Genomic DNA, 22,614 nt, shown 5'->3' on the forward strand with positions numbered 1-22,614 from the left:
CTAAATTTGCACATCTAAACAACAAAACCTTTAACAAACCACCAATGAATTTAAAACCATTATTATTAGTTCTTTTATTTCTATGTTCACTGTTTAGTTACGCTCAAAATGAAGTAACTATCTCAGGAATTGTTATAGATGCCGAAGATAAAGCTCCTTTAGAATATGCCACCATCTCATTTTTCAGTAAAAAAGAAAATAAGATTGTTACTGGAGGTATTACAGATACCAAAGGTATGTTCAAGATTGAGGTTCCTATTGGTACTTATAATGTTTTGGTCGAATATTTATCATATAAAACCAAAACCTATGAGGACAGAACTATTGACAAAAGTATAAATCTGGGCACTGTCTCTCTCGAACTCAACCTTGAAGCTTTAGATGCTGTAGAAGTGGTTGCTGAGCGTACTACTGTTGAGATCAAACTGGATAAAAAAATCTATAATGTTGGTAAAGATCTAACCGTTAGAGGCGGAACTGTAAGTGATGTCTTAGATAATGTACCATCTGTGTCTGTAGATGTCGAAGGAAATGTTGCTCTAAGAGGAAATGATGATGTAAGAATTTTAATCAATGGGAAACCGTCTGGACTTGTAGGATTAAATTCTACAGAAGCCCTAAGACAACTACCTGCTGAAGCTATAGAGCGTGTTGAAGTCATTACAGCGCCTTCTGCTCGTTATGACGCCGAAGGTACTGCAGGTATCCTAAATATCATTCTTAGACGTAGTAAACTGCAAGGCCTAAATGGAGCTATAACCGTTAATGCTGGTTACCCAACACAAGCTGGTGTCTCTGGAAATATCAACTATAGAACAGGCGATTTCAACTTTTTCAATACCACAAGTTATAACTACCGAAATGTACCAGGTAATGCGTTCACTGATACTGAATTCTTTCCTGATAACAATAGATTAGAGGAAACCAGAGATTTTGATCGTATCAGAAAAGGTTTCAACACCAACTTTGGTGTAGAATGGTATATTAATGATTCGGCATCATTGACCACATCTGTTCAATTACGTGATAGCGACAATGAACAGGAAACCGATAATATTGTTAGAGAATTTGATGCTGATGGCAACTTAACCTCTAGACGTGTTCGTTTTGATCCAGAGTTTGAAGACGATAAAACCGTTCAGTATACCCTTAATTTTGATAAGCAATTTGGTGAAGATAGTGATCATAGATTCACCTTTAATTTTCAGTATGAAGATAGTGCCGAACTTGAAGAATCATTAATTGTACAAGATGATATTCCGGTTGAAGATGTAGCGACAGATGAAAATCAAGAGCGTGTCTTTTTACAGAGTGACTATGTCTTGCCTATAGGTGAAGTAAGTCAGTTTGAAGTGGGTTACCAAGGTCGTTTTCTGACTTTAGATACCGATTATGAGATTTCTTTTAGAGATAACGATTCAGGCGAATTTGAGTTAAGTACTGATTTGAGTAATAATCTTATCTACAGAGAATATGTTAATGCCATATACACTCAGTTTGGTAGTAAAATTAAATCGAAATTCAGCTACCTCCTAGGATTAAGAATGGAGGAATCACGTATTACTATTGATCAGGTTACAAGTGGCGATTTTGATAAAAAGAATTATGTAGGTTTATTTCCAACAGTGAATTTAGCATATGAGATCAGTGATGATGAAAATATTACTTTAGGTTACAACCGAAGAATTAGACGACCACGTTCGCGATTTATCAATCCGTTCCCATCTCGTAGTTCGGCTACTAATCTGTTTCAAGGAAATCCAGATTTAGATCCTAGTTATTCTAATACGTTCGATCTAGGATACTTCAGAAAATTTAGTAGCAAGTTATCGTTAAATACGTCGTTATACTACCAACGCACTACAGATAATTTCAATTTTATCAATCAAGGAACTGATGATTTCTTCATTTTTGAAACCAATCAGATTGTGAATATTGATGACCCAAACTTTGATGAGCTCAATGAAAACTTCGATCTCATCCAAATTATAAGACGTACACCTGTTAATTTAGCTACTAATGATCGCTATGGTTTTGAATTTACACTGACTTACAGACCTACTAAAAAATGGAATATCAACGGAAACTTTAATTTATTCCAATCCATCACTGAAGGAGTGTTTGAGGATACCGATTTTGGAGCCGAAAACTTAAGTTGGTTTGTCAGACTCAATAATAAGTACACCTTACCAGGTAACATCGACTGGCAAACACGTATGAACTATCGTGGACCGCAGGAAGATGCGCAAAATAAAAGACAAGGTATCTTTTCTATGGATTTAGCATTTAGTAAAGATCTGTTTAAAGACAAAGCATCAATTGCGGTAAATGTTAGAGATGTGTTCAATTCAAGAAAGCGTATTTCTGAAACTACCACACCTAATTTCAGGTCTGATAGTGAATTCCAATGGCGAGTAAGAACAATCAACCTTGCTTTTACCTACAGGTTTAATCAGCAGAAGACACGAGAGCGCAATGGTCGTGATAACGGCAATGGTGGTGGCGATGATTTTGATTTTGAAGGTTAAGATATTTAAATGAAAACATAAAAAAAAGGAAACCAATATGGTTTCCTTTTTTTATTTATGATACTAAACGCTTAGAGAGCAGCTTCTCTCTCAGCTTTCTTTTCTTCTTTACGTTCTTTCATACGTTCTATAAATGCACCTCCAACCCAGTAAGGGATCACAAAAGTGATAAGAAAGATCATTAACCAAAAACCGATGGTTAAAATTGTTAAAAACGCTAAAAATCCTAAATATTGGTCAAATTCAAAAATCATGTGGTTTTTTTTTGTTACTGCAAAGATATAATAAAGGGTTTTGTTTTGCAATAAGAAATTTGAGATTTATTAACAGGTTGTAAAGAATTTTTTAAATTATATTTTATTGATACAGTACATCTAAAGCATGGTCATAATAAAAACCACTTGTAACATTTGGGTCCTTTGTATATACACCTAAGATTTGCTTCATGTAACCATTTATTGAACTCGCATCCTTTAACCCTTTAATATCCGTAAAAATACTGGTACTTGGATCTGTAATTTTATAAGTATCTTTAAAAGTATAAGGCTTAGATATATATTTAAAATTAAAATTATTATAGCTTTCTGGATTAGTTTTAGCAGTTGGCTCTGCATAGTAGGTTTTAAAATTAATGAGCTCAAAATCAGTTATATTGAATTCGAAAGATTTAAATCCTGGATTATTGTTATGATTCAATGATATTCCTGGTGTAGAAATACTAACTGTAATTAGTTTGTTTGGATCTGTATTGTCATCAGCAGCATATATACGGCGTAGACCATCTAAATGTGTATGACTAGTGAGCATGCCTCGAATTTTTGGTTGATTGTTCTTTAATAGATCTAAAAAACCATTTTGAACTTTGACACTATTTCCATTTTTATCTGTAACATAAAGGTTATCATTCCACATATTATCACCATTAAAACCATGACCATCACGTCCAGGAGGGATATGCATCATTAATAATACATTATCAGTAGTATCAAATCCATCTATTGTTTTCTCTAACCATGAAAATTGATTTTGTGCAGCAGAGTCCTGAGAAACTCCGTCATTAGGACGATAGTGATTATGCCTCCCTTTTCGGCAAAAAATAACCGAATTCAACGCCACAACTTTGAGCACCTCCTTATCTACATTTAGATCGACACTATAATATCCAAACTCTTTATTAAAATCAAGATTGCTTATAGTAGTCGTTTTTGAATTCCTGTTAATTATTGGCCACGGATTTGTTGGCACATCATCTAATGAAAAAATTGTGGTTCCGTTTGGGCTAACTCCATCTTGAAATGAGTGATAATCGCCTTTCATTGTATCATTATTTCCTGGTAGATACAAAATTGGAAAATCACCATCTAAGTCTCTAAAATCTTTCAATACCTCACCTATATTATGTGTTATATTTGAATAGTAATTAGGTAAATCTCCTAAATACACCATAAATCTTGGTTTTTCATGTTTGCTTACTGAATCAATCTTTCTTATCGTTCTTTTCCAAATCGAATCTCCTGATACAGAACCATAGCCTACCATCCCTAAAGAATCATCAAGATGTACATCAGATAAGGTTAAGAAGTTAGCCGTTAATGGATCTGATGGTGTTGTTTCATCCTCTTCAACTGTATCTGTTAATGAATTTGCTTCTACTTGCTTATCATTTTTACAACTGAATGATAAAACTAAAAACAAACAAAGTAATATATAATAAAATGATTTCATGATTAAACTATTTAAATTAGCTAGTATCAAAACTAATGGCTACATTTTAAAAATCTATGCGTATAAATACCTGATTTATAATTTATAACTCATACGTTAGACGGCTAGTCAACGCTTCCAATTTCCGAGTGAATTAAACCAAAATCCATTCGAAAATACGTATCAAAAATCGTAACTTTGTAGCTCTTAAAATACACAACCCATTATGAACTACAGAATAGAAAAAGATACAATGGGCGAGGTCAAAGTGCCTGCCGATAAACTCTGGGGAGCTCAAACAGAGCGTTCTCGAAATAACTTTAAAATTGGTGCTCCTGCATCCATGCCTTTAGAAATTGTATATGGCTTTGCTTACCTTAAAAAAGCTGCAGCCTACACCAACGCTGAGCTAGGAGTTTTAGCTGATGAAAAGAGAGATTTGATTGCTCAGGTTTGTGATGAAATTTTAGATGGAAAGCATGACGATCAGTTTCCTTTAGTGATCTGGCAAACAGGTTCTGGAACGCAAAGTAACATGAACGTAAATGAAGTAATTGCTAACAGAGCTCATCAACTAGCTGGGCAAGTCATTGGTGAAGGTGAGAAAACCATTCAGCCAAATGATGATGTCAATAAATCGCAATCGTCTAACGATACCTTTCCAACTGGAATGCACATCGCTATTTACAAGAAAGTAGTTGAAACGACTATGTCAGGTGTGATCAAATTGAGAAATACATTACATGAGAAGTCGGTAGCGTTTAAAGATGTTGTAAAAATTGGACGTACGCACCTTATGGATGCCACACCATTAACACTCGGTCAAGAATTTTCGGGATATGTATCTCAATTAGATCACGGACTAAAAGCGTTAGAACACACCTTACCTCACCTAGCCGAATTAGCTCTTGGTGGTACTGCTGTTGGTACAGGATTAAATACTCCTAAAGGCTACAGCGAATTAGTCGCTGAATATATAGCTAAATTTACAGACTTACCTTTTGTGTCTGCTGATAATAAGTTTGAAGCTCTTGCTGCTCACGATGCTCTTGTAGAAACGCATGGAGCATTAAAGCAACTAGCAGTCTCATTAAATAAAATTGCTAATGATATACGTATGATGGCCTCTGGTCCAAGAAGTGGTATTGGAGAGATCATCATTCCTGCAAATGAACCTGGTAGTTCAATCATGCCAGGAAAAGTAAATCCTACACAATGTGAGGCTTTAACTATGGTTTGTGCTCAAGTAATGGGTAATGATGTTGCTGTAACGGTTGGAGGTACTCAAGGTCACTATGAGCTTAATGTATTTAAACCAATGATGGCTGCAAATGTCTTACATTCTGCACAACTTCTGGGTGATGCTTGTGTGAGCTTTGAAGCTCATTGTGCTTCTGGTATTGAACCTAACCATGAAGTGATTAAACAACTATTAAATAACTCATTAATGTTGGTTACTGCCTTAAATACTAAGATTGGGTATTATAAAGCTGCAGAAATTGCTAACACTGCACACAAAAACGGAACAACACTAAGAGAGGAAGCGATCAACCTTGGCTATGTCACTGCCGAAGATTATGATGCCTGGGTGAAACCTGAAGACATGGTTGGTGAGCTGAAATAAGATTTAACTTACGTTAAAATGCATAAAAACATCGACAAAAAGTATATTGTCGGTGTTTTTGTATATATTAGCACCAACAAATTAACACTTATGAAAACAACTTTACTTAGCTTTATTTGCATAACTTTTTTTAGCATACTATCATTTGCCCAACCCTTCGCGGCTGTACAAACGATAGATTCTAATACAGGAACAGACCCTTACGAATTTGCATCAGGTGATCTTGATGGCGATGGTGATATTGATCTGGTTATGGCCACTTATGATTTCAATGGCGGAACACCAGCTCAGGATTATATCAAATGGTATAAAAATGATGGTAGTGGAAACTTTACAGTAGAAACCGAAATATCAACAACCTTACAGTATATTGACGGACTTACCGTTGCTGACATTGATGGACAATATGGTTTAGATGTTATTGCTACATCTGGTAATCAGGATAAATTGGTTTATTTCCTTAGTAATGCTGCTGGTGGATTTGATACTGAAGTAGTAGTTGATGCTGCACTTATTGGTCCTGGAGAAGTTACAACTGGTGATATTAACTTAGATGGCCATACTGATATTGCAACGATTTCATTCTCAAACAGTAGAACTCAATGGTATTCTGGTGATGGTACAGGTAATTTTACTGCTGAAGCTGATATTGAAAATGGTACAGGAAACTTTTCGCTTTATGTTAGTCTCGCAGATTTAGATGGTGATACCGATTTAGATGCTGTTGTAACTTATTATGGTGATCAATCTATTGAGATCTTTTACAATCAGTATATAGAAAGTGGTTCTACATCTGTATCATGGATTAAAGATACTGTTACAGTTGACAGTGGTTCTACAGCTACTAATTTTTTATTCAATGTAACTACTGGAGACGTTAACAACGATGGTAATTTGAACATTATTGCTGTTGATAATTTTTCTGGAGATGTCACTTGGTATGATAAAGTAAAGAATGGAACATCAACAGCTAACGCTATTTCTGATGATTCTATCATTGATAGACCTGCAGCAGCTGTGATAGCAGATATTAATAACGATGGTGAAAATGATGTACTACTAACTGATGGTGGCTCAATAGACGATGCTATTATATGGTTTCAGGGAGCAAATAATGCTAGTCCTAGTGCAACACCACAATTAATTGCAGACAATAACTTCCAAATGTATGATTTCGCAGTGGATGATTATGATGGTGATGGCGACAAAGATATTGCATCTATTGGGTTTAGTAACGATACTGTATTTTGGTACGAAAACGAATTGATTACATTAGGTGTCTCTGAATTTGACCCACAAGAGTTCATCATATATCCTAATCCAGCTCAAACACACATTTCGATAAAAGGTGATTTTAACGAGGCTATTAGTATCTCTGTTTTAAATACTTTAGGTCAGCAAGTGATGAGTTCAAAAGTGATGAATAACCAACGCTTGGATATTTCTAAATTAGAAACTGGACTTTATATTATAAAATTTGATAACTATAACACAACGTATAAGTTTGTAAAAGAATAAGTTATTTTTAAATACTCACAAAAAACTGCCTTTTTCATGACATTAGGCAGTTTTTTTTATTTTAAAGATTAGTATTTTTATATCATAAAATGACTTATACCCTTTCCTATGTCCATACTCATAAAAAACATAAAAGAATTACTTCAGGTTAGAAATACTAACGTCACCATAGTCAAAGGTGACGACATGAAAGTATTGCCTACACTAAAAAATGCCTATGTATTAATAGAACACGATACCATTGTAGAGTATGGTAGTATGGATGATTACTATAACATGAATGCTGAAGAGGTAATTGACGCTACCGGAAAAATAGTCTTGCCTACATGGTGTGACTCACATACACATATTGTGTATGCTGGTGATAGAACACAAGAGTTTGTTGATCGAATAAACGGATTATCATATGAAGACATTGCCAATCGTGGTGGTGGTATTTTGAATTCGGCTAAAACACTTCAAAACACCTCTGAAGATGAGCTCTATGAACAAGCGTCAAAGCGCTTGATTGAAGTAATAAAAATGGGAACTGGAGCCATTGAAATTAAATCTGGCTATGGACTCACCGTTGAAGCCGAATTAAAGATGCTTCGTGTCATCAGTCGTTTAAAGAAAGATTTTCCTGTTAAGGTAAAACCAACATTATTGGCGGCACACGCTATACCAGAAGCGTATAAAAACAATAAAGAAGGCTTTATGGATCTTGTGGTCAATGAGATGATTCCTGCAGTTTCCAAAGAAAAACTTGCCGAATATATCGATGTCTTTTGTGAAAAAGGATATTTTGATCTTGAAGATACAGAACGTGTTCTTGAAGCTGCAATTAAACATCGTTTAATCCCTAAACTACATGTCAATCAGTTTAATGCTTTTGGTGGTGTTGACTTAGGTGTAAAATACAAAGCTTTATCTGTTGATCATCTAGAAGAACTCAACCCAGAGGATATTTCGGCATTACAAAACTCAAATACAATGCCTGTAGCACTACCCTCTTGCTCCTATTTTTTGAGTATTCCATATACACCTGGTCGAAAACTCATTGATGCAGGCTTACCATTAGCTTTGGCAACAGATTACAATCCTGGCTCAACTCCTAGCGGAAATATGAACTTTGTAGTTTCAACAGCTTGTATTAAAATGAAGTTAACTCCAGAAGAAGCCATCAATGCTGCAACGATAAATGGCGCTTATGCCATGGGTATTTCTAACATGTACGGAAGTATATGCAGAGGAAAAAAAGCTAATTTGATTATTACTAAAGCCATTCCTAGTTATCACTATCTGCCTTATGCTTTTGGTGAGAACCATATAGACACAGTTATTATCAATGGAAAACGATTTTAAACTTTCCGAAGATCAACCCATTTCTAAGGCATGTCATGATCAAGGACTAACTCATTATGCTGATGTATTTAACTATGTGAAAGCTTTACCTTATGGCCGTACTTCAAATCGTGGAGATTTTCGCTTGGTTTTACAGGAACACAAAGGCACCTGCTCTACCAAACATGCTTTACTTAAAGCAATCGCTCTGGAAAATAGTTATACTGCTTTAGAATTATACTTAGGCATTTTTAAAATGAATGCTGTTAACACGCCTAAAATACGACCTGTTTTAGAGTATTATGAATTGGAATATATACCCGAAGCGCATTGTTATTTAAAGCATAATAATACAATTACTGATCTTACATTTAGCACTAATAACAGCACAAGTTTTTTAGATGATTTATTACATGAGGAGACCATTATTCCTGATCAAATTGGTGATTATAAAGTGCGTATGCATCAATCTTACATAAAATTCTGGATTGAAGACAACAAGCTTAGATATAACTTTGAGCAACTATGGAATATCAGAGAAATATGTATTAAAACATTTTCAGAATAACCAAAAAAAATCCGGAAATTCAACGAACTTCCGGATCTCAACCTAAACCTATCTCTATCTTATTTCAGAGTAAATTCTGAAGTAGAAATTAATTCTTTGTTATTAAACACGTTTACAATGTAACGTCCTTTTTCAAACTCGTCATTAGGAGCTACAAACTCACAAATATTCAAGTTTCTATTTTCGTAATTGAACTTACTGATCAAACTGTAGTTTAAGACTGTTTCATCAAATTGTATTTGCTCGTTAGCACCTAATACATTGTTCTTTGGATCTAATACCTGAACGTATAATTCTTTATCTCCTGCACCTACTAAAGCGTTTTTAGCAACGGTGTAACACACTCTGATTTTATCACTACGACGTGCACGTTCTGTAGGAATCAACTTACCTGAACTACGTTCTATAACACCAAACCCTTTAAGGTTTACTGTTTGTAATACTGCTGCATTTTCAACAACTTCGGCTAATTGCGTATTTTGAACCAAAAGGGAATCTGTAAACACTGTACGCTCAGCTAATTGCACTGTAGTGCTATCTAAGCTAGATGCCAATAATGAGTTTTCAACTTTTAGTTTATCATTCTCAGCCATGATTACGTCCATTTCTTCCTGAAGTGCTAAGAATTTCTTCTTATATCTCCATAAACTGTTTACGCTATTTTGCGAAATCTTTAAAGAATCCATTAAGCCTTGAATACGCTCTCTGGCATCTATTAATTTTTCGTTTGCTACTTCATTTTCACCAATAGCAACGTCATACTGTTTTGCCATTGTACTTAAATCAGCCATAACCTGCTCTTTCTCTCTGGTTAAAGCTGCTTCATTTTCTTTTTTCTCATTGTACAGTTTTGATGTGTAAAATCCTGTACCTAAAAATAATGCCAATAGAATTCCTAAAGCAATTTTTAATCCTGTACTCTTACTGTTTGAATTTTCCATAAGTTACTTTTTGTTTCTAGTTATTTTTTAAACGTTAATTGTTTCAATTTTATTTGATAATCTTTGAAACTGAAAATAAAAAAACTGTACTTTTAATACATCAAAATTAATCAATTTTGTTGATGGAACACTTAAAACCTTTTACCAATTCAGAATTAAAAACCATTCTGAATAAACGTTCTAAAGAGACCAAATTTGGAGAACACATCTCATTACTCTCAGACTTCAGTGATATATACGAGCAACTATCAAAATTAGATGTTAGCTATGTTATTTTCGGAATAAAAGAGGATGTAGGTGTATTTGCAAATTACGGAAAAACAGGAACTTACAGCGCTTGGGATGCTGTAATAAAAGTTTTGTTAAATACACAAAGTAATAGACATACACACGCCAAAAAAGTGCTTATTTTGGGTCATTTAAACTTTGATATTTATCAGGAAAAACTCAAAAAACTAGATCAAAACAAGAAAAAAGATGTGCAAAAAGCCCGAAAACTAGTGTCTAAAATTGACGAATCTGTTGCCTTTTTAGTATCACAAATTGTAAGTGCTGGTAAGATTCCTATTATCGTTGGAGGTGGTCACAATAATGCCTACGGAAATATTAAAGGTACAGCACTAGGGCTTAAAAAGTCTATAAATGCTATAAATTTTGATGCACATCACGATTTTAGAGCTGAAGAGGGACGACACAGTGGAAACGGTTTTAGTTATGCCTTTGCAGAAGGGTTCCTCAAAAACTATTTTATCTTCGGTCTACACGAAAACTATACTTCTGAGCGTATTTTTAAAACGCTTAAAAAAATAAAATCAGTTGCTTATAACACCTTTGAATCGGTTATGGTGAGGCGAGAATTACAGTTTGATACTGAATTATTACGTGCTTCAGATCATGTAGCCACGTCTCATTTCGGATTAGAAATCGACTGTGATGCTATACAAAACATTCCAAGTAGTGCAATGACACCCAGTGGTTTCGCCGTAAATAAGACTAGAGCTTTTGTGCATCATTTTGGACAACATGACCTGGTATCCTACCTACATATTTGTGAAGCTGCTCCAACCCAAGACACAGAAACACGAGTAGGTAAACTCATTAGCTATTTAATTACAGATTTTATAAGAGCGCATGAAAACCATTGAAATTATTCCTTTTGATAATAGATACGCCAAAGACTTCTATAACTTAAATATAGAATGGTTGCGCACCTATTTCTATGTTGAGCCTTTTGATGAGGAAGTATTAAGTAAGCCCGAAACCTATATCATTAACAAAGGTGGTCATATTTTCTTTGTCAGAGAAGACGATCTCATTCTTGGAACAGTAGCGCTTATGCCTACTGAAGATCCACATGTTTTTGAATTAACAAAAATGGCTGTGCTACCAAACCAACGCGGTAAAAAAATTGGGCAGCAATTATTACAGTATTGCATAGATTTTGCTAAAAACAATGCCTACAAAGCGCTTATGCTCTACTCTGCCAGAAAACTGGAAAACGCAATATATATCTACAGAAAATACGGTTTTATAGAATTAGAACTTGAAGCTAATAGTCCTTATGAGCGTAGTGATATTAAGATGGAATTAAAACTAAAGTGACACTTTTAAAAATTGATCCATTTCAGAACAATAAGTTTGATCTTCTTCACATAGACTATACAAGGTTTGTAACAGCAGTTCGTTTACTGTTTTATCTTCTGGGTAGATGGCATGAGCTAATTTAAATTCAGAATAAGCTCCGACAAAGTTTTGTCCTCTTAATCGACTAATACCAGAATTCATCAAAAATCTAAACGCAATATCATTGTTTCTTTCAATACGTTCTTGCTTAAGCTTATACATCTTATTAGATTGCTCCAAAATTGCTGGTGCCTTGAAATAAAAGCAAGTAAAGAACGCACCTAATAAGAACAGTGTGATTAGTGTTGCTAAAGTATGTGTTTGTTTCGAAGGCTGAAGTTTAAACGTTCTGTTGTAATCAGGTAAGGTATTGCATGTTGGTTTACGTCTTCGTTTAGAAAACACTTTTCTTGGACGCTCTTTATACTTCCAAGACAACATACCAAATCCCATATAACCACCCATAACAGTCTTTATTTATAAGTCTGTAAATCAATGGATTTGTTACAGTTTCAACCATTTAAAAGTAGTTGAAAGTATACTGAAGTTTAATTACAGTTTGAACGTTGATTTAATGTAATCAAAACTATCACCTATAGTATCAAAAATATGTTCTTCGGAAATTAAATCTGGAACAATATCTATAGAGATTAATTTATCTTTTGGTTGCTCCTGAACCGCTGTAAGTAAAACTTGAACACCTTTTTGCTCCAAGTCTAATACAGCGTTTTCCAAAGCATATAAACCAGATTGATCTATATAAGGCACACGATCCATACGAATAATCAAAGCTTTGACTTCATCTGGAATATTTTTGATTTCATCTTGAAAATGAGAAGTAAATCCGAAGAATAATGGACCATATAAATGTTTTATATATACTTTATCTTTAAATTCATTGTAAAATTCCAACTCATCCTGCCAAGGTTTTTCGCCGTCAAATCCAGCTAGTGTTCCAACTTCCATACCTTTTTCACCAATGTCACTAGCACGTTTCATAAATAACAAAGACGCTAACAACAATCCTATCCCTACAGCTTGAATTAAACTTCCAAACGTTGTAATTACAAGTACCAAAATCAAAACCACAGCATCTGCTTTTGGAACAGCCAGTAAATGCTTTAAGCCTTTAGTATCAATAATTTTAAACCCTATAGGAATCAATAATCCAGCTAAAACTGATAATGGAATATAACCTGCTAACTTCCCAAGCCCTAATAATACTGCTAGTAACACTAAACCGTGGACTGTACCTGAGACTCTAGTTCTACCGCCAGAATTTATATTAACAACAGTTCCTTTAGTTGCACCAGCACCTGGTATTCCACCAATTATAGCTGCCAAAACATTACCGATTCCTTGTCCGATCAACTCTCTATTACTGTTATGCTTAGTCTTAGTCATGTTATCAGCTATAACTGAGGTAAGAAGCGAGTCTATTGAACCCAGTACTGCTAAAACAAGTGCATATTCTGCAATCAGTGCATAAGCACCAGAATCTACTAAAAAGATACCATCAATTTGTAACGAAGGCAAGCCAGACGGAATATCACCTATTATAGGTATATCCCAATTTAAAAAATATCCTGCGATGGTTGCAACAATTAAAGCCACTAAAGCACTTGGAATGGCTTTAGTGATATATGGAAACACGTAATAGATAACTACTGTTAAAGCTCCTAAGGTTAAAGCTTGCCAGTTAAAATCTGTAAACAATCGTGGAAAATCCTGAATAACGAGCCAAGTAGATTTTGCAGAATCTAGGCCTGCAAAAGGAAATAACTGAAGAATGATAATAATCAATCCCACTCCACTCATAAAACCTGAAACTACTGGATAAGGAAAATATTTAACATAACCTGCAATATTGATTAGTCCAAATACAACTTGAAAAACACCACCAAGCAAAAATGTGAGTACAATAATTGGCATAGCACCTTCCAAACTACCAGTAAGCTCTATAGCAGATGCTACTAGAGCAGCCGATACAACTGTCATTGGACCAGTTGGACCACTAGCCTGTGTGGCAGTACCTCCAAAAATAGCTGCAAAAATACCTACTGCAATTGCACCATATAATCCAGAAATAGCTCCTAGACCAGATTGAACCCCAAATGCCAAAGCTAATGGAAGAGCAACCACACCAGCAACTAATCCTCCAGTTAAATCACCTTTGAGATATTTAAAATTGTAAAATTTTGATTTCATGACTATACACTTAAAACTAAAATGCTAAGTTATTAAAAAACAATGTAAGAATTTGCTTAATTATTATCCTTCTCTAATGCCTGTAAAGAATCTAACCGACGCTTAAGCACTTCAATTTCTTCGGAATTATTATTGACTTTAGGAATGGTTGTAAGTGAATCTACAACGCGCTGTAAATCTGCGTCGGTCATTTCGTTTTGGTAGTAATAGCCAATGCCTTCACTTGCTCTCCAGGCTTCACCGAGTTGATCATACACTTCCTTATCCCAAGTGCTTGGATGCTTAACATCGATCCAGATCACATCACGATATTCACTATCAATTAAAGCTAAGTCTGGTGTAGCAGAACCATCAAATTGGCCAGCTGCATTTTCTTTGATAGCAGATATTGTTCCGAGGAAAAATAAACGCTTGCGCCCAGCAATATCTTTAATATATGGTCTAAATTCAACAGGTTTATTAACAGACCAATCAAATTCTTTACGTGATTCTATAACTTTTAATGGCATAGCAGAAACGCCTGCATAACCTTGCTTTTTAGCCGCATGATCATAATAGTATAATTTATCAGTTCCATCGGCTGGCACAAAAACACTGTAACTTAAACTTGTACGCTCATCACCTACTGGTTCTAAGCCAAACCAATGATATAAACCGCTATAAGCATCACTCTCTGAGCCTGCAAAATCAAAGTCGGTCACAAAAGGTTGTTGATTTTGGTCATCAGGAAGATCAGGAATTTTAACTGCTGTTTCCATATTCCAAGGTAAAGGATCACTAAAACCACCCAAAAACTTAAGTGATTCGGCTTGTAAGCGAGATACTTCTTCTGCTAATGTGTTTTGCTTACTCAAATAAGGATAATTGCTCATCTCATCTGGCGCAATATAAGTCCCTTTACCTATAGCTATACGCTCTAGATAATCATTAAAATCATGTTCGCCATTTTCTATAACCATCACACCTCCAAAACTAGGATAAGGAAAGAAAAAGCCTTTCCATTTAATCAGACTTACCACCTGTACCCATTCGCCTGAATCATTTTTCATGTAAAAGGTGTCACTAGGTTCATAATTAAATAGCATCCACGGATTAAAACGTTGCACTACTGCGTTGTATGTGTTACGGCTGAACTTTAAAGATTCACCTATTGAAAACGTGACAGGAATTCGGTTTTCTGAGGAGAAACGCGGAAAAGGAGTCGTACTTGACACAGCAAAAACTTCTTCAGTATTATCGCTAATCTGTTGAAATGTATAATTTTCTGAAGGCTGAATTGCCATCGTCCATTTATTTTCATCGTCTACACGAACCAAATGAGGCAGAGACACGTCTTTAGTTTCCCCTACGCTCTCGTTGGCCATTGAGAAAATGTTTCGCAATGGTTGGATTCGCTCATTTTGTGTAAGAGGCAGCTCGTTGATTTCAACTTTATTCAAATCATTAAATACGTTATAGGTTTTCATGTAGTCATACAACTTTAGGTGCCAACCGACTACATAAATTAATCCGAAGAATAACAATAGTAAACCTAAGATTCCCAGACGCTTCCCAGTACTGGCGGAGCTTCTGAATTTTTTGAGTCCGAAAAACAATACCACCAAACTCAGGATAATAATAAAGATATATTTCCGAAGAAATAGTAAAGCCGGTTGATAATCATCACGAAGTACAAAAAGGGCAATGAGTAAAATAAGTCCGACAAGAACTGTTATCACCTTTTGTTTTTTTCCTTTATTCCAATAGTTTTTTAGCATGTTCTATAAATTTCTGTCAGGTCGAGCGCAGTCGAGACCTAATTAAAACTTCCCGACTGCACTTGATGAGACTACTCTTTTAATTCTTTACACACTTCGACTCCGCTCAGTGTGACAAAAGCAAATACCAACCATTCATTACATCAAACCTTTATCCTTCAAACGGTCTCTTGCCGATTTTTGATCTGTCTTAGGTTCTGGATCAGTTTTGATTTCTTCTTTAGCTTCTTCAACGACCTTAGCATCTTTAGTTTTTAGGTCTTCAATAAATTCTTTTCCTTTCTCTACAACATTCTCAAACTTGTCTTCTAGAGATTCGCTTTGCTCCTCTATCACCTTACTTGATTTCAATACAAAATTTGCTAAATAAGTACCTAACAAAGCACCAGCAGCAAATGAGGAAAAAGCTGAAATACCATTATAACTTCCAAATACAGAAATAGGCGTTAAAAATTCAACAACTAAAGCTGCAACTAAAACAAGTGTGACAATAAAGATCAAACGTGGAATAAACGGTTGCTTAAATACAAAACCTTTAGGATTGTCAGCACTCATTTGCAATTCTTTACTGTTGACCATTTTATTTATAAAACGATAAGCGCCATTTCCATTAGACTCTCTCCAGTATAAGAAAATTCCAAATAGAATGGCTACAATAAATATGATTAATTCTAGTCCCATAGTTGTTGGTTTTAATTGATGCTTTATAAAGTTAGTCTAATTTTATTAAATATTGTTACTAATTGTTTCGATAACCCAATCCTGGAGAGACTCATCCCAAGTATCATATTGCTTGTAGAACTCTTGTTTATCATACCAATACAAGAACAATACATCTTTTGGTGAAATATTCATGAGTAGTTTCCAAATGAGATCTTGATGTTTTGGATGTAAACTCGAATGAGGTTCATGCATGGCTTCAAAAAGATCCTGATCTACTATATCTGAAATTTTATATTGATTACTGGTTTCCAGTTTTTCAAGATAACGCTCAACACTCATCACCTTTTTTCTTGTCTCAATATCCACTTTATTAAGGTAACTTTTAAACAACAACGGATTGTTTAAAATATCTTTAATAGGATGCTGTGTATCCTTTAAATGCTGTGCAAATTCAAACTTCTTAATACGTTCGTATCGTTTTGTATTTACGATTTCCTCAAGGTCATAAGCAATGATGATATGGTCTCTAAGCTTTTCTAATAATTCTGGTTGAGAAATATGAAAAATAAGCACATCATGCATGGTGTCTTTGATGGCTTCTTTATACCACTTCATATCTTCAAATACGACAATAGGTGAAATAAAATCTCTTAAAACATAAACACCTCCAAAAGATTTGGTGTAGAATGAATCTGTCACATAATTCACAGGAGCTAAATTGAGATCACGTTCTCTGAGATCTCCATATTTTCTTGCCGATTCCAGTAATTGATTATGCATCTCCTCATCGATAAAATTATTACCATGTTTGAATTTTTCAATGAGTTGTAATTGTTCCTCTCTAACATTATCTAAATTATCAATAAGGTGAAACTTTATAGTCACGATATGATACTTCAAGACATCAAGAGGTTCATAGAACGCATCAATACTTTGATCAAAATCTATACAAATAGCTGAATCTCTGGTAATATCATTGATTCTATCGCCATGCTTTTTAAACACCTGTACCATCATTTCTCTGTCAAAAGTATGGTATGGTAAGTATACAGGCTTTTTGTTTTGTAAAGGTGAAATGATAATGCCATGCGGATTAGATTCTCCATTGCATAAATAGTTCTCATCACCTTTTTCTTCGGCAACTTCAGGACTCCACCCAATGCCATCTATGTGAAAGTGGGTAAGTTTAGTTTCAGTAGAACCTAATTGTAATAAGCATTTATTATAACGTTCCACTAGTTTCCCACTCACAGGAATAAGTTCGCTTCTATATAAATTTGCTGCTTTAAGTTTATTCATGATTATTGTTTACCAAATTGCTCTCTTGCTTCGGTTTCAATATTTAACTGATTAATTCTTGCGTCTACTTTTCGTTTAAAATCGGTATCTGCAATTGTTGCTACATTATCTAAGTATCTCACTACTTCCTGACGTCTAATTTCAGAGAAGTCCAAACCTTTCATATTAGCACGCATCAACTCTTGAAGCATGTTAAACTTGGTATCATAGTCTTTCTTGAAATAGATTTCAGGATTTTCAAACCAGTCTTCCTCCAGATCAAAATCGGTTAAACGCAATGATACTGCACTTTGAATATTTCTAACATCTCTTGATGAGAAAAACGGGAATAACTTCTGAATTTCTTTATACAGATTTGCATAGAACAAATGCTGATTGGTTTTAAAACTCTTTTCTACTTTATCATAAGCTTCAAGAACGCGTTCTTCAGTTGGTTTATCTGAGACGTTTAAAATCTCACCCATATTTTTTGCCAGACCTTGATCTTGCAAATAACTATAGTTCTCTGGACCTTGCATATTGACAAAATCTGGCATGGTGTCATCAAATTTTCGCCACCACAGATGATCCTGATCTAAGAAATCATGTTCAGTTCGTGCACCATCAATTTTAAATCGACCTTGCACTCTTGAGATGACTGCTTTATCTAGCATTTCAGGCAAGTTTGTAAAGAGTCCGATAGAACTGTTTCCGTAGTTAACAGCATAAGCACCTTCAGTATATCTTAAAAACACACCTATCACTTCTTTAACACCAGCAGAAACACCTTGAGCCGTACGTTCCTGTAAATTATTCTCAGCATCATCAATTGGCGCAAAGATCAGTTTTGACGGATCCTGTAAAGGCTTCATCCACTCCACCATTTTTTCCGCGGAACCACCTTGAAAAGTTGAAATTAATGTATCAGGCATTGGGTGAAATAAAAACGGAATATCGAGGTTATCACAATGTTCTTTAAGTCGGGTTGCTATAGCTGCAATCAACATACTTTTACCTGTTCCCGGAATTCCATAACCCATAAACACAGGCATAAAACCACCTAATTCCTGAAACGGATTTTTCTTTGCAGTAAAATCGTAGCTCAACATACGTTCAGTTAAACGTCGAGCAAAGTGTTTTGCATCTCTGTTACCAACAATTTGTTCAAACTGGATTTTATTGAATTCGACACTTTTGGCTGCACCTTGAAATACATTCTCCCATCCAGACACAGCAAAATCTGAATTTTCCAACTTATAAGTTCTATCTGTGATGGTCTCAGTATATTCTAAGCTACTCTTACGCATTTGAATCTCTGAGATCAACGCTTCAAAATATACCACAGTAAAATCGACCACATCCTGATCTGATTTGATGATTTCTGGATGCCCTAAATATTTGTCGTAATAGAACAAAGCACAAGAAATTCCTTTTAATGGCGTCATGATGGACACCTCAGGAATACCTGCAAACTTATTTCGCATAACACTTCTATCATCTGAAGCCACCGTTTGTAAATCATGTAAGATCTTATAGGCAATAGCATATAGCATAAACGCTGTAGCGGTTTGCATTTTACTTTCGTACTCTCGTTTCCCAGAATTGTCTAAGGCTGATCTATTCTCAGCTAAACTTGATAATCCAGAGGCATCATAATAACTATCTTTAATCCAAATTCCAAGTGTGATTCCTTCCTGAACAGCATACAACGTTTGATTGAGATGCAACGGAATGGCGATAGATTCTGGTAACAGACGCTTTTTTAACTCTAAAATCGTTTTAGATACTGAAGTCACTTCTGATCCACCATTTCCTTTGGCACGTGATAAGTACAATAATATCGACTCATCTTTAGCGTCTTTATCTTTATTTTTTGCACGTTGTCCTTGCTCCCATTGTGTACTTTTAATGTAAGAGGTTGCTTCATCACGAAGCATATCAAGTTCATTTTGTTTTATAGGAAAAGTAGAATTGTGTTCCATATGTTTAATCTTCTGTTATCAATTTGTGGTTTGTAAACAAGGTTTTCTTTTGTTTGAATTAATCTGAACTATTCATCACTGTTTACTTCATTTTAAGGTCTGCAATTTGAATAGGTGCTTTGGCCAACTTATTCATAATCTCAGGAGTTTTATTATACAGTAATTGTATCATTCTGTGTGGTGCAAACACATATTTTTGTCGGAATATAGTATCCCATTTTTGAAAGATTTGCTTACTAAAGAAACTGCCTTCCTTAAATTCGCTTTGAGAATTGACTTCATCTATTTTAAATGAAATGGCGTATGATTCTAATGGAATGGTTTTTTTAGCAATTCCGTCAAGAATGGCATGAGTAATCTCATTCTCATCTTTAGCAAACACGTTATGTATTGGTCCGAGATCAACGCGTTTAATCTGTTTTGGTAAGACCTTAGGCAAACGTTTATCTATAGCATAAGCCATAGAATCCATAGCCATCTCACGATCTGCCACCGTTTTTAAAGCATAATAAATCTCTTCTCTATCCTTATGTGGATTACTGCCATCATAATTGAAATACATATAGCAAACGAATGGTCTGTTATGAGATACTTCATAAAAACTCCAACTCACTAAGTATTGTCCAGGAGAACCTGGCGGTGCCTCAATAATCTTACCTTGTACAAATCGGTTAAATATATATTCCTTCTTGGCTGACGTGTAATATACTATAGACGACGCCTGAAAAAGTTTGCGTTTGGCAATGGGTTCTTTTTTACGCAATAAAGTATCAAGAAACTCCTCTTTCAAAACATCGATATTGGTTAATTTTCCAAGATACTCATTACGTAATTCTAAGTCATTAAATAAATAACGGAACTCCAAATAATTTGGAAAACCAGAATCGGTAAGATCCACCTTCATATTTTCTTCATCGTCATACATGTACTTGACACGCATGGCTTCAATTGAGTACAACAATAAATCACAGTATTGCTTAAATAACAACACTTCCTGTTCATTAAGAATCTGCTTTTGTTGTACGGCAACGATCAATTCTTTAAGCGTAAAGTCTATCATTTTGTGATAGAATACATACTGCTCTTTAGAGTCTAATACTGCTGAATCTAATGGTGTAACAATCATATACTTATTATAAATTCAAAGATTTATAAACTAAATTTTTCTTTACAAATATGGGTCTCTTTGGTTATCTTTTCTCCATTTGCTCCATAGGAAACTTCTTTTTTGGTATCACATTCAGAATGATCATTAGAGATAAAGATATAAGTAATAACACCAGAACTTATAATGACTAATACCAGAGACGCTAAAAATATTTTTTTCATAACTACATGTTGCGTTAAGGATAGAGCAATTGTTGAAGCTCTCCTCTTAGCTAGAAAGCTTTAGAGGAAGCGACTTGCGATAGCCTGACCCTCTGTAGCTTTTGGGCGAAAGAGGGGAACGCCCAACGTCACTAAAGTTTCGTTGGACTTACCCAACTTGATTAAAGTTTCTCGTTGGACATCTATAACTTAAGACAACAGATCGTCGTCGTTTGACTCTGGCTTTGCGTCACCTTCTGGTTCTCCTCCTCCATCTGAAGGTGCATTAGGATCTGCATTATAATATTCATCAAAAATCTCTTTCATATCGATACCATAACGGTCTGCAAAATTTTTCTGAATTTCAGAATCTTTAGTTCTTATCTCTTTAAGGGCTTCGGCATAGCTACCATACACACCTTGCATTACTTTCTCATGAACTGGAATGTTATCCATCATTTCTTGACGCGCTTTAGCACTAGCTGTATGCATTGCTGCTAGGGTTTCACCAATATGTTCATCGGTTTTCACACCTAAGTGTTCTAAAATAGCTGCAAACTCCTGATCGGTTCTGGCTTTTAATGCTACTACATAACCATCATAGTATTTGAGACGCTCATCGGTATCACTCTTTAATTTTGCACGATGTGTTTGTAAGTTACTACGTAGAGATGTCAATACTTTTATGGTTAAATTATGCTTGTGAACGAAGCTATCTTTTGAAGCAGCAAGAGTAGTATACGCATTTTTAAGACCTTCAAGTTCTTCAACTTTTTGTTCTAATTGTGTTACTTTTTCAAGCGCTTCTGAATATTCGGTAGATTGTTTATCGGCGACTTCCTCTAAAGCCTGGCGTGCTTGTTTTAATAAAGCGTACTGCTCTTCGAGTTGTGTTTCAACTTGCTTTTTCTTTTCTAAAGCCTTGGTATGGTTGTTACTCGCTTCAACAATAGCTGTTTTTAAACTCTCTTCAACTTCTTTGATTTCGAGCTCTCTGTCTTTTAATCGCTTGATAGCTGCCTGACTCTTAAATGATAATTCATTCAATAAGGTTTGAACGTCTGCACTTTCTATTCGTTGCTGAAACATCGCTTTAGCTTTATTATCAGATGCGTCGCGTTCTTTTTGAGCAGCTGCAAGTTCATCTTCAGCTTTTTTAATCTTGCTTTTTCGTCCCCATAGATTATTCCACCAGGTATCAGGTGTATTCTTTGCATCTTCAAGCTCTACCTTTGCACGCTCTAAACGTTTGATGGCGTTATCGATAATTTTTTGCTCAGCTGCATTTAATGCAGAGAAGCCTTCGAACATGATACCAACCTCATCCTGATAATCGGTAAGGTCTTTTATTGCATCTAATAAGGTCGATCTATCTTTTTCAGCCATATCAACAACATTATCTAATGTTGCATTTAAGATTTTCTGACGACTTTCTGGATCATCTTCCTGGGCCAACTTAGACTTCATTTGGTCTATGGCTTTTCCCCAATTTACATCTACTTTCTCAGTTTTTTCGTTGGAATTTGTTTCTAATAAATCAAAATCATCAGACATATTATGTTGTGTATTAAAGTTGAACAATATTTAGG

At 35.0% G+C, this 22,614-nt stretch carries 19 protein-coding genes; 7 read left to right on the forward strand and 12 right to left on the reverse strand.

The annotated features are described in order from the left end of the window. The first annotated feature begins 44 nt into the window (after positions 1-44). Entirely contained in the window at positions 45-2,528 is a 2,484-nt protein-coding gene (locus tag Q0951_RS05650) for an outer membrane beta-barrel family protein (RefSeq protein WP_299335294.1), read from the forward strand. Positions 2,529-2,599: 71 nt separating this feature from the next. Here Q0951_RS05650 and Q0951_RS05655 read toward each other — a convergent pair whose 3' ends face one another. Both Q0951_RS05655 and Q0951_RS05660 read right to left on the reverse strand, forming a co-directional pair. Further along, positions 2,600-2,779 carry a hypothetical protein gene (locus Q0951_RS05655; protein ID WP_299335688.1) on the reverse strand — a complete coding sequence of 60 codons (180 nt, stop codon included), beginning with the start codon at positions 2,777-2,779 and terminating at the stop codon, positions 2,600-2,602. 106 nt (positions 2,780-2,885) lie between these two features. After that, the gene (locus Q0951_RS05660) at positions 2,886-4,253 is read right to left on the reverse strand and encodes a metallophosphoesterase (protein WP_299335306.1); all 1,368 of its coding nucleotides are present in this window, start codon (positions 4,251-4,253) and stop codon (positions 2,886-2,888) included. Positions 4,254-4,458: 205 nt separating this feature from the next. Between Q0951_RS05660 and fumC the strand changes: the two genes are divergently transcribed. The 4 genes from fumC to Q0951_RS05680 all read left to right on the forward strand — a co-directional run bounded on the left by fumC (position 4,459) and on the right by Q0951_RS05680 (position 9,265). Then, positions 4,459-5,856 carry a class II fumarate hydratase gene (fumC, locus tag Q0951_RS05665; protein WP_299335308.1) on the forward strand — a complete coding sequence of 466 codons (1,398 nt, stop codon included), beginning with the start codon at positions 4,459-4,461 and terminating at the stop codon, positions 5,854-5,856. A gap of 90 nt (positions 5,857-5,946) precedes the next feature. Next, a complete protein-coding gene (locus Q0951_RS05670) occupies positions 5,947-7,374 on the forward strand; it encodes a T9SS type A sorting domain-containing protein (protein WP_299335310.1) in 1,428 nt (475 codons plus the stop codon). Positions 7,375-7,482: 108 nt separating this feature from the next. Next, entirely contained in the window at positions 7,483-8,718 is a 1,236-nt protein-coding gene (gene hutI, locus Q0951_RS05675; RefSeq protein ID WP_299335312.1) for an imidazolonepropionase, read from the forward strand. Beyond that, entirely contained in the window at positions 8,702-9,265 is a 564-nt protein-coding gene (locus tag Q0951_RS05680; protein WP_299335314.1) for a hypothetical protein, read from the forward strand. Before hutI ends, Q0951_RS05680 begins: the two co-directional genes overlap by 17 nt. A 59-nt stretch (positions 9,266-9,324) precedes the next feature. Here Q0951_RS05680 and Q0951_RS05685 read toward each other — a convergent pair whose 3' ends face one another. Then, the gene (locus tag Q0951_RS05685) at positions 9,325-10,206 is read right to left on the reverse strand and encodes a chromosome partitioning protein ParA (RefSeq protein WP_299335316.1); all 882 of its coding nucleotides are present in this window, start codon (positions 10,204-10,206) and stop codon (positions 9,325-9,327) included. 122 nt (positions 10,207-10,328) lie between these two features. On the opposite strand from Q0951_RS05685, the gene Q0951_RS05690 reads away from it, so the two are divergent. Both Q0951_RS05690 and Q0951_RS05695 read left to right on the forward strand, forming a co-directional pair. After that, complete coding sequence (locus Q0951_RS05690; protein ID WP_299335318.1) at positions 10,329-11,351, forward strand: formimidoylglutamase; 1,023 nt, start codon at positions 10,329-10,331, stop codon at positions 11,349-11,351. Beyond that, positions 11,338-11,808, forward strand: a complete 471-nt coding sequence (locus Q0951_RS05695; protein WP_299335319.1) for a GNAT family N-acetyltransferase — start codon at positions 11,338-11,340, stop codon at positions 11,806-11,808. Before Q0951_RS05690 ends, Q0951_RS05695 begins: the two co-directional genes overlap by 14 nt. Here the strand turns inward: Q0951_RS05695 and Q0951_RS05700 are convergent. The 9 genes from Q0951_RS05700 to Q0951_RS05740 all read right to left on the reverse strand — a co-directional run bounded on the left by Q0951_RS05700 (position 11,800) and on the right by Q0951_RS05740 (position 22,579). Further along, positions 11,800-12,294, reverse strand: a complete 495-nt coding sequence (locus Q0951_RS05700) for a hypothetical protein (protein WP_299335321.1) — start codon at positions 12,292-12,294, stop codon at positions 11,800-11,802. The genes Q0951_RS05695 and Q0951_RS05700 overlap by 9 nt on opposite strands. Before the next feature lie 87 nt (positions 12,295-12,381). Continuing rightward, positions 12,382-14,037, reverse strand: coding sequence for a SulP family inorganic anion transporter (locus Q0951_RS05705; RefSeq protein WP_299335323.1), 1,656 nt, complete (start codon positions 14,035-14,037; stop codon positions 12,382-12,384). Between the two features lie 56 nt (positions 14,038-14,093). Then, positions 14,094-15,794 carry a hypothetical protein gene (locus Q0951_RS05710; protein WP_299335324.1) on the reverse strand — a complete coding sequence of 567 codons (1,701 nt, stop codon included), beginning with the start codon at positions 15,792-15,794 and terminating at the stop codon, positions 14,094-14,096. A 138-nt stretch (positions 15,795-15,932) separates the two neighbouring features. Beyond that, entirely contained in the window at positions 15,933-16,475 is a 543-nt protein-coding gene (locus Q0951_RS05715) for a hypothetical protein (protein ID WP_299335326.1), read from the reverse strand. Positions 16,476-16,520: 45 nt separating this feature from the next. After that, the gene (locus Q0951_RS05720; protein ID WP_299335328.1) at positions 16,521-17,756 is read right to left on the reverse strand and encodes a DUF6638 family protein; all 1,236 of its coding nucleotides are present in this window, start codon (positions 17,754-17,756) and stop codon (positions 16,521-16,523) included. A 2-nt stretch (positions 17,757-17,758) separates the two neighbouring features. Continuing rightward, on the reverse strand, positions 17,759-19,717 hold the full coding sequence (locus Q0951_RS05725; RefSeq protein WP_299335330.1) for an AAA family ATPase: 1,959 nt from the start codon (positions 19,715-19,717) through the stop codon (positions 17,759-17,761). Between the two features lie 82 nt (positions 19,718-19,799). Continuing rightward, positions 19,800-20,843, reverse strand: coding sequence for a hypothetical protein (locus Q0951_RS05730; RefSeq protein ID WP_299335332.1), 1,044 nt, complete (start codon positions 20,841-20,843; stop codon positions 19,800-19,802). Positions 20,844-20,866: 23 nt separating this feature from the next. Continuing rightward, complete coding sequence (locus Q0951_RS05735; RefSeq protein WP_299335334.1) at positions 20,867-21,046, reverse strand: hypothetical protein; 180 nt, start codon at positions 21,044-21,046, stop codon at positions 20,867-20,869. A gap of 189 nt (positions 21,047-21,235) precedes the next feature. Beyond that, positions 21,236-22,579, reverse strand: a complete 1,344-nt coding sequence (locus Q0951_RS05740; RefSeq protein ID WP_299335335.1) for a microtubule-binding protein — start codon at positions 22,577-22,579, stop codon at positions 21,236-21,238. Between the last annotated feature and the right edge of the window lie 35 nt (positions 22,580-22,614).

It is taken from the genome of uncultured Psychroserpens sp. (genome assembly GCF_947501425.1).
Taxonomy (GTDB): domain Bacteria; phylum Bacteroidota; class Bacteroidia; order Flavobacteriales; family Flavobacteriaceae; genus Psychroserpens.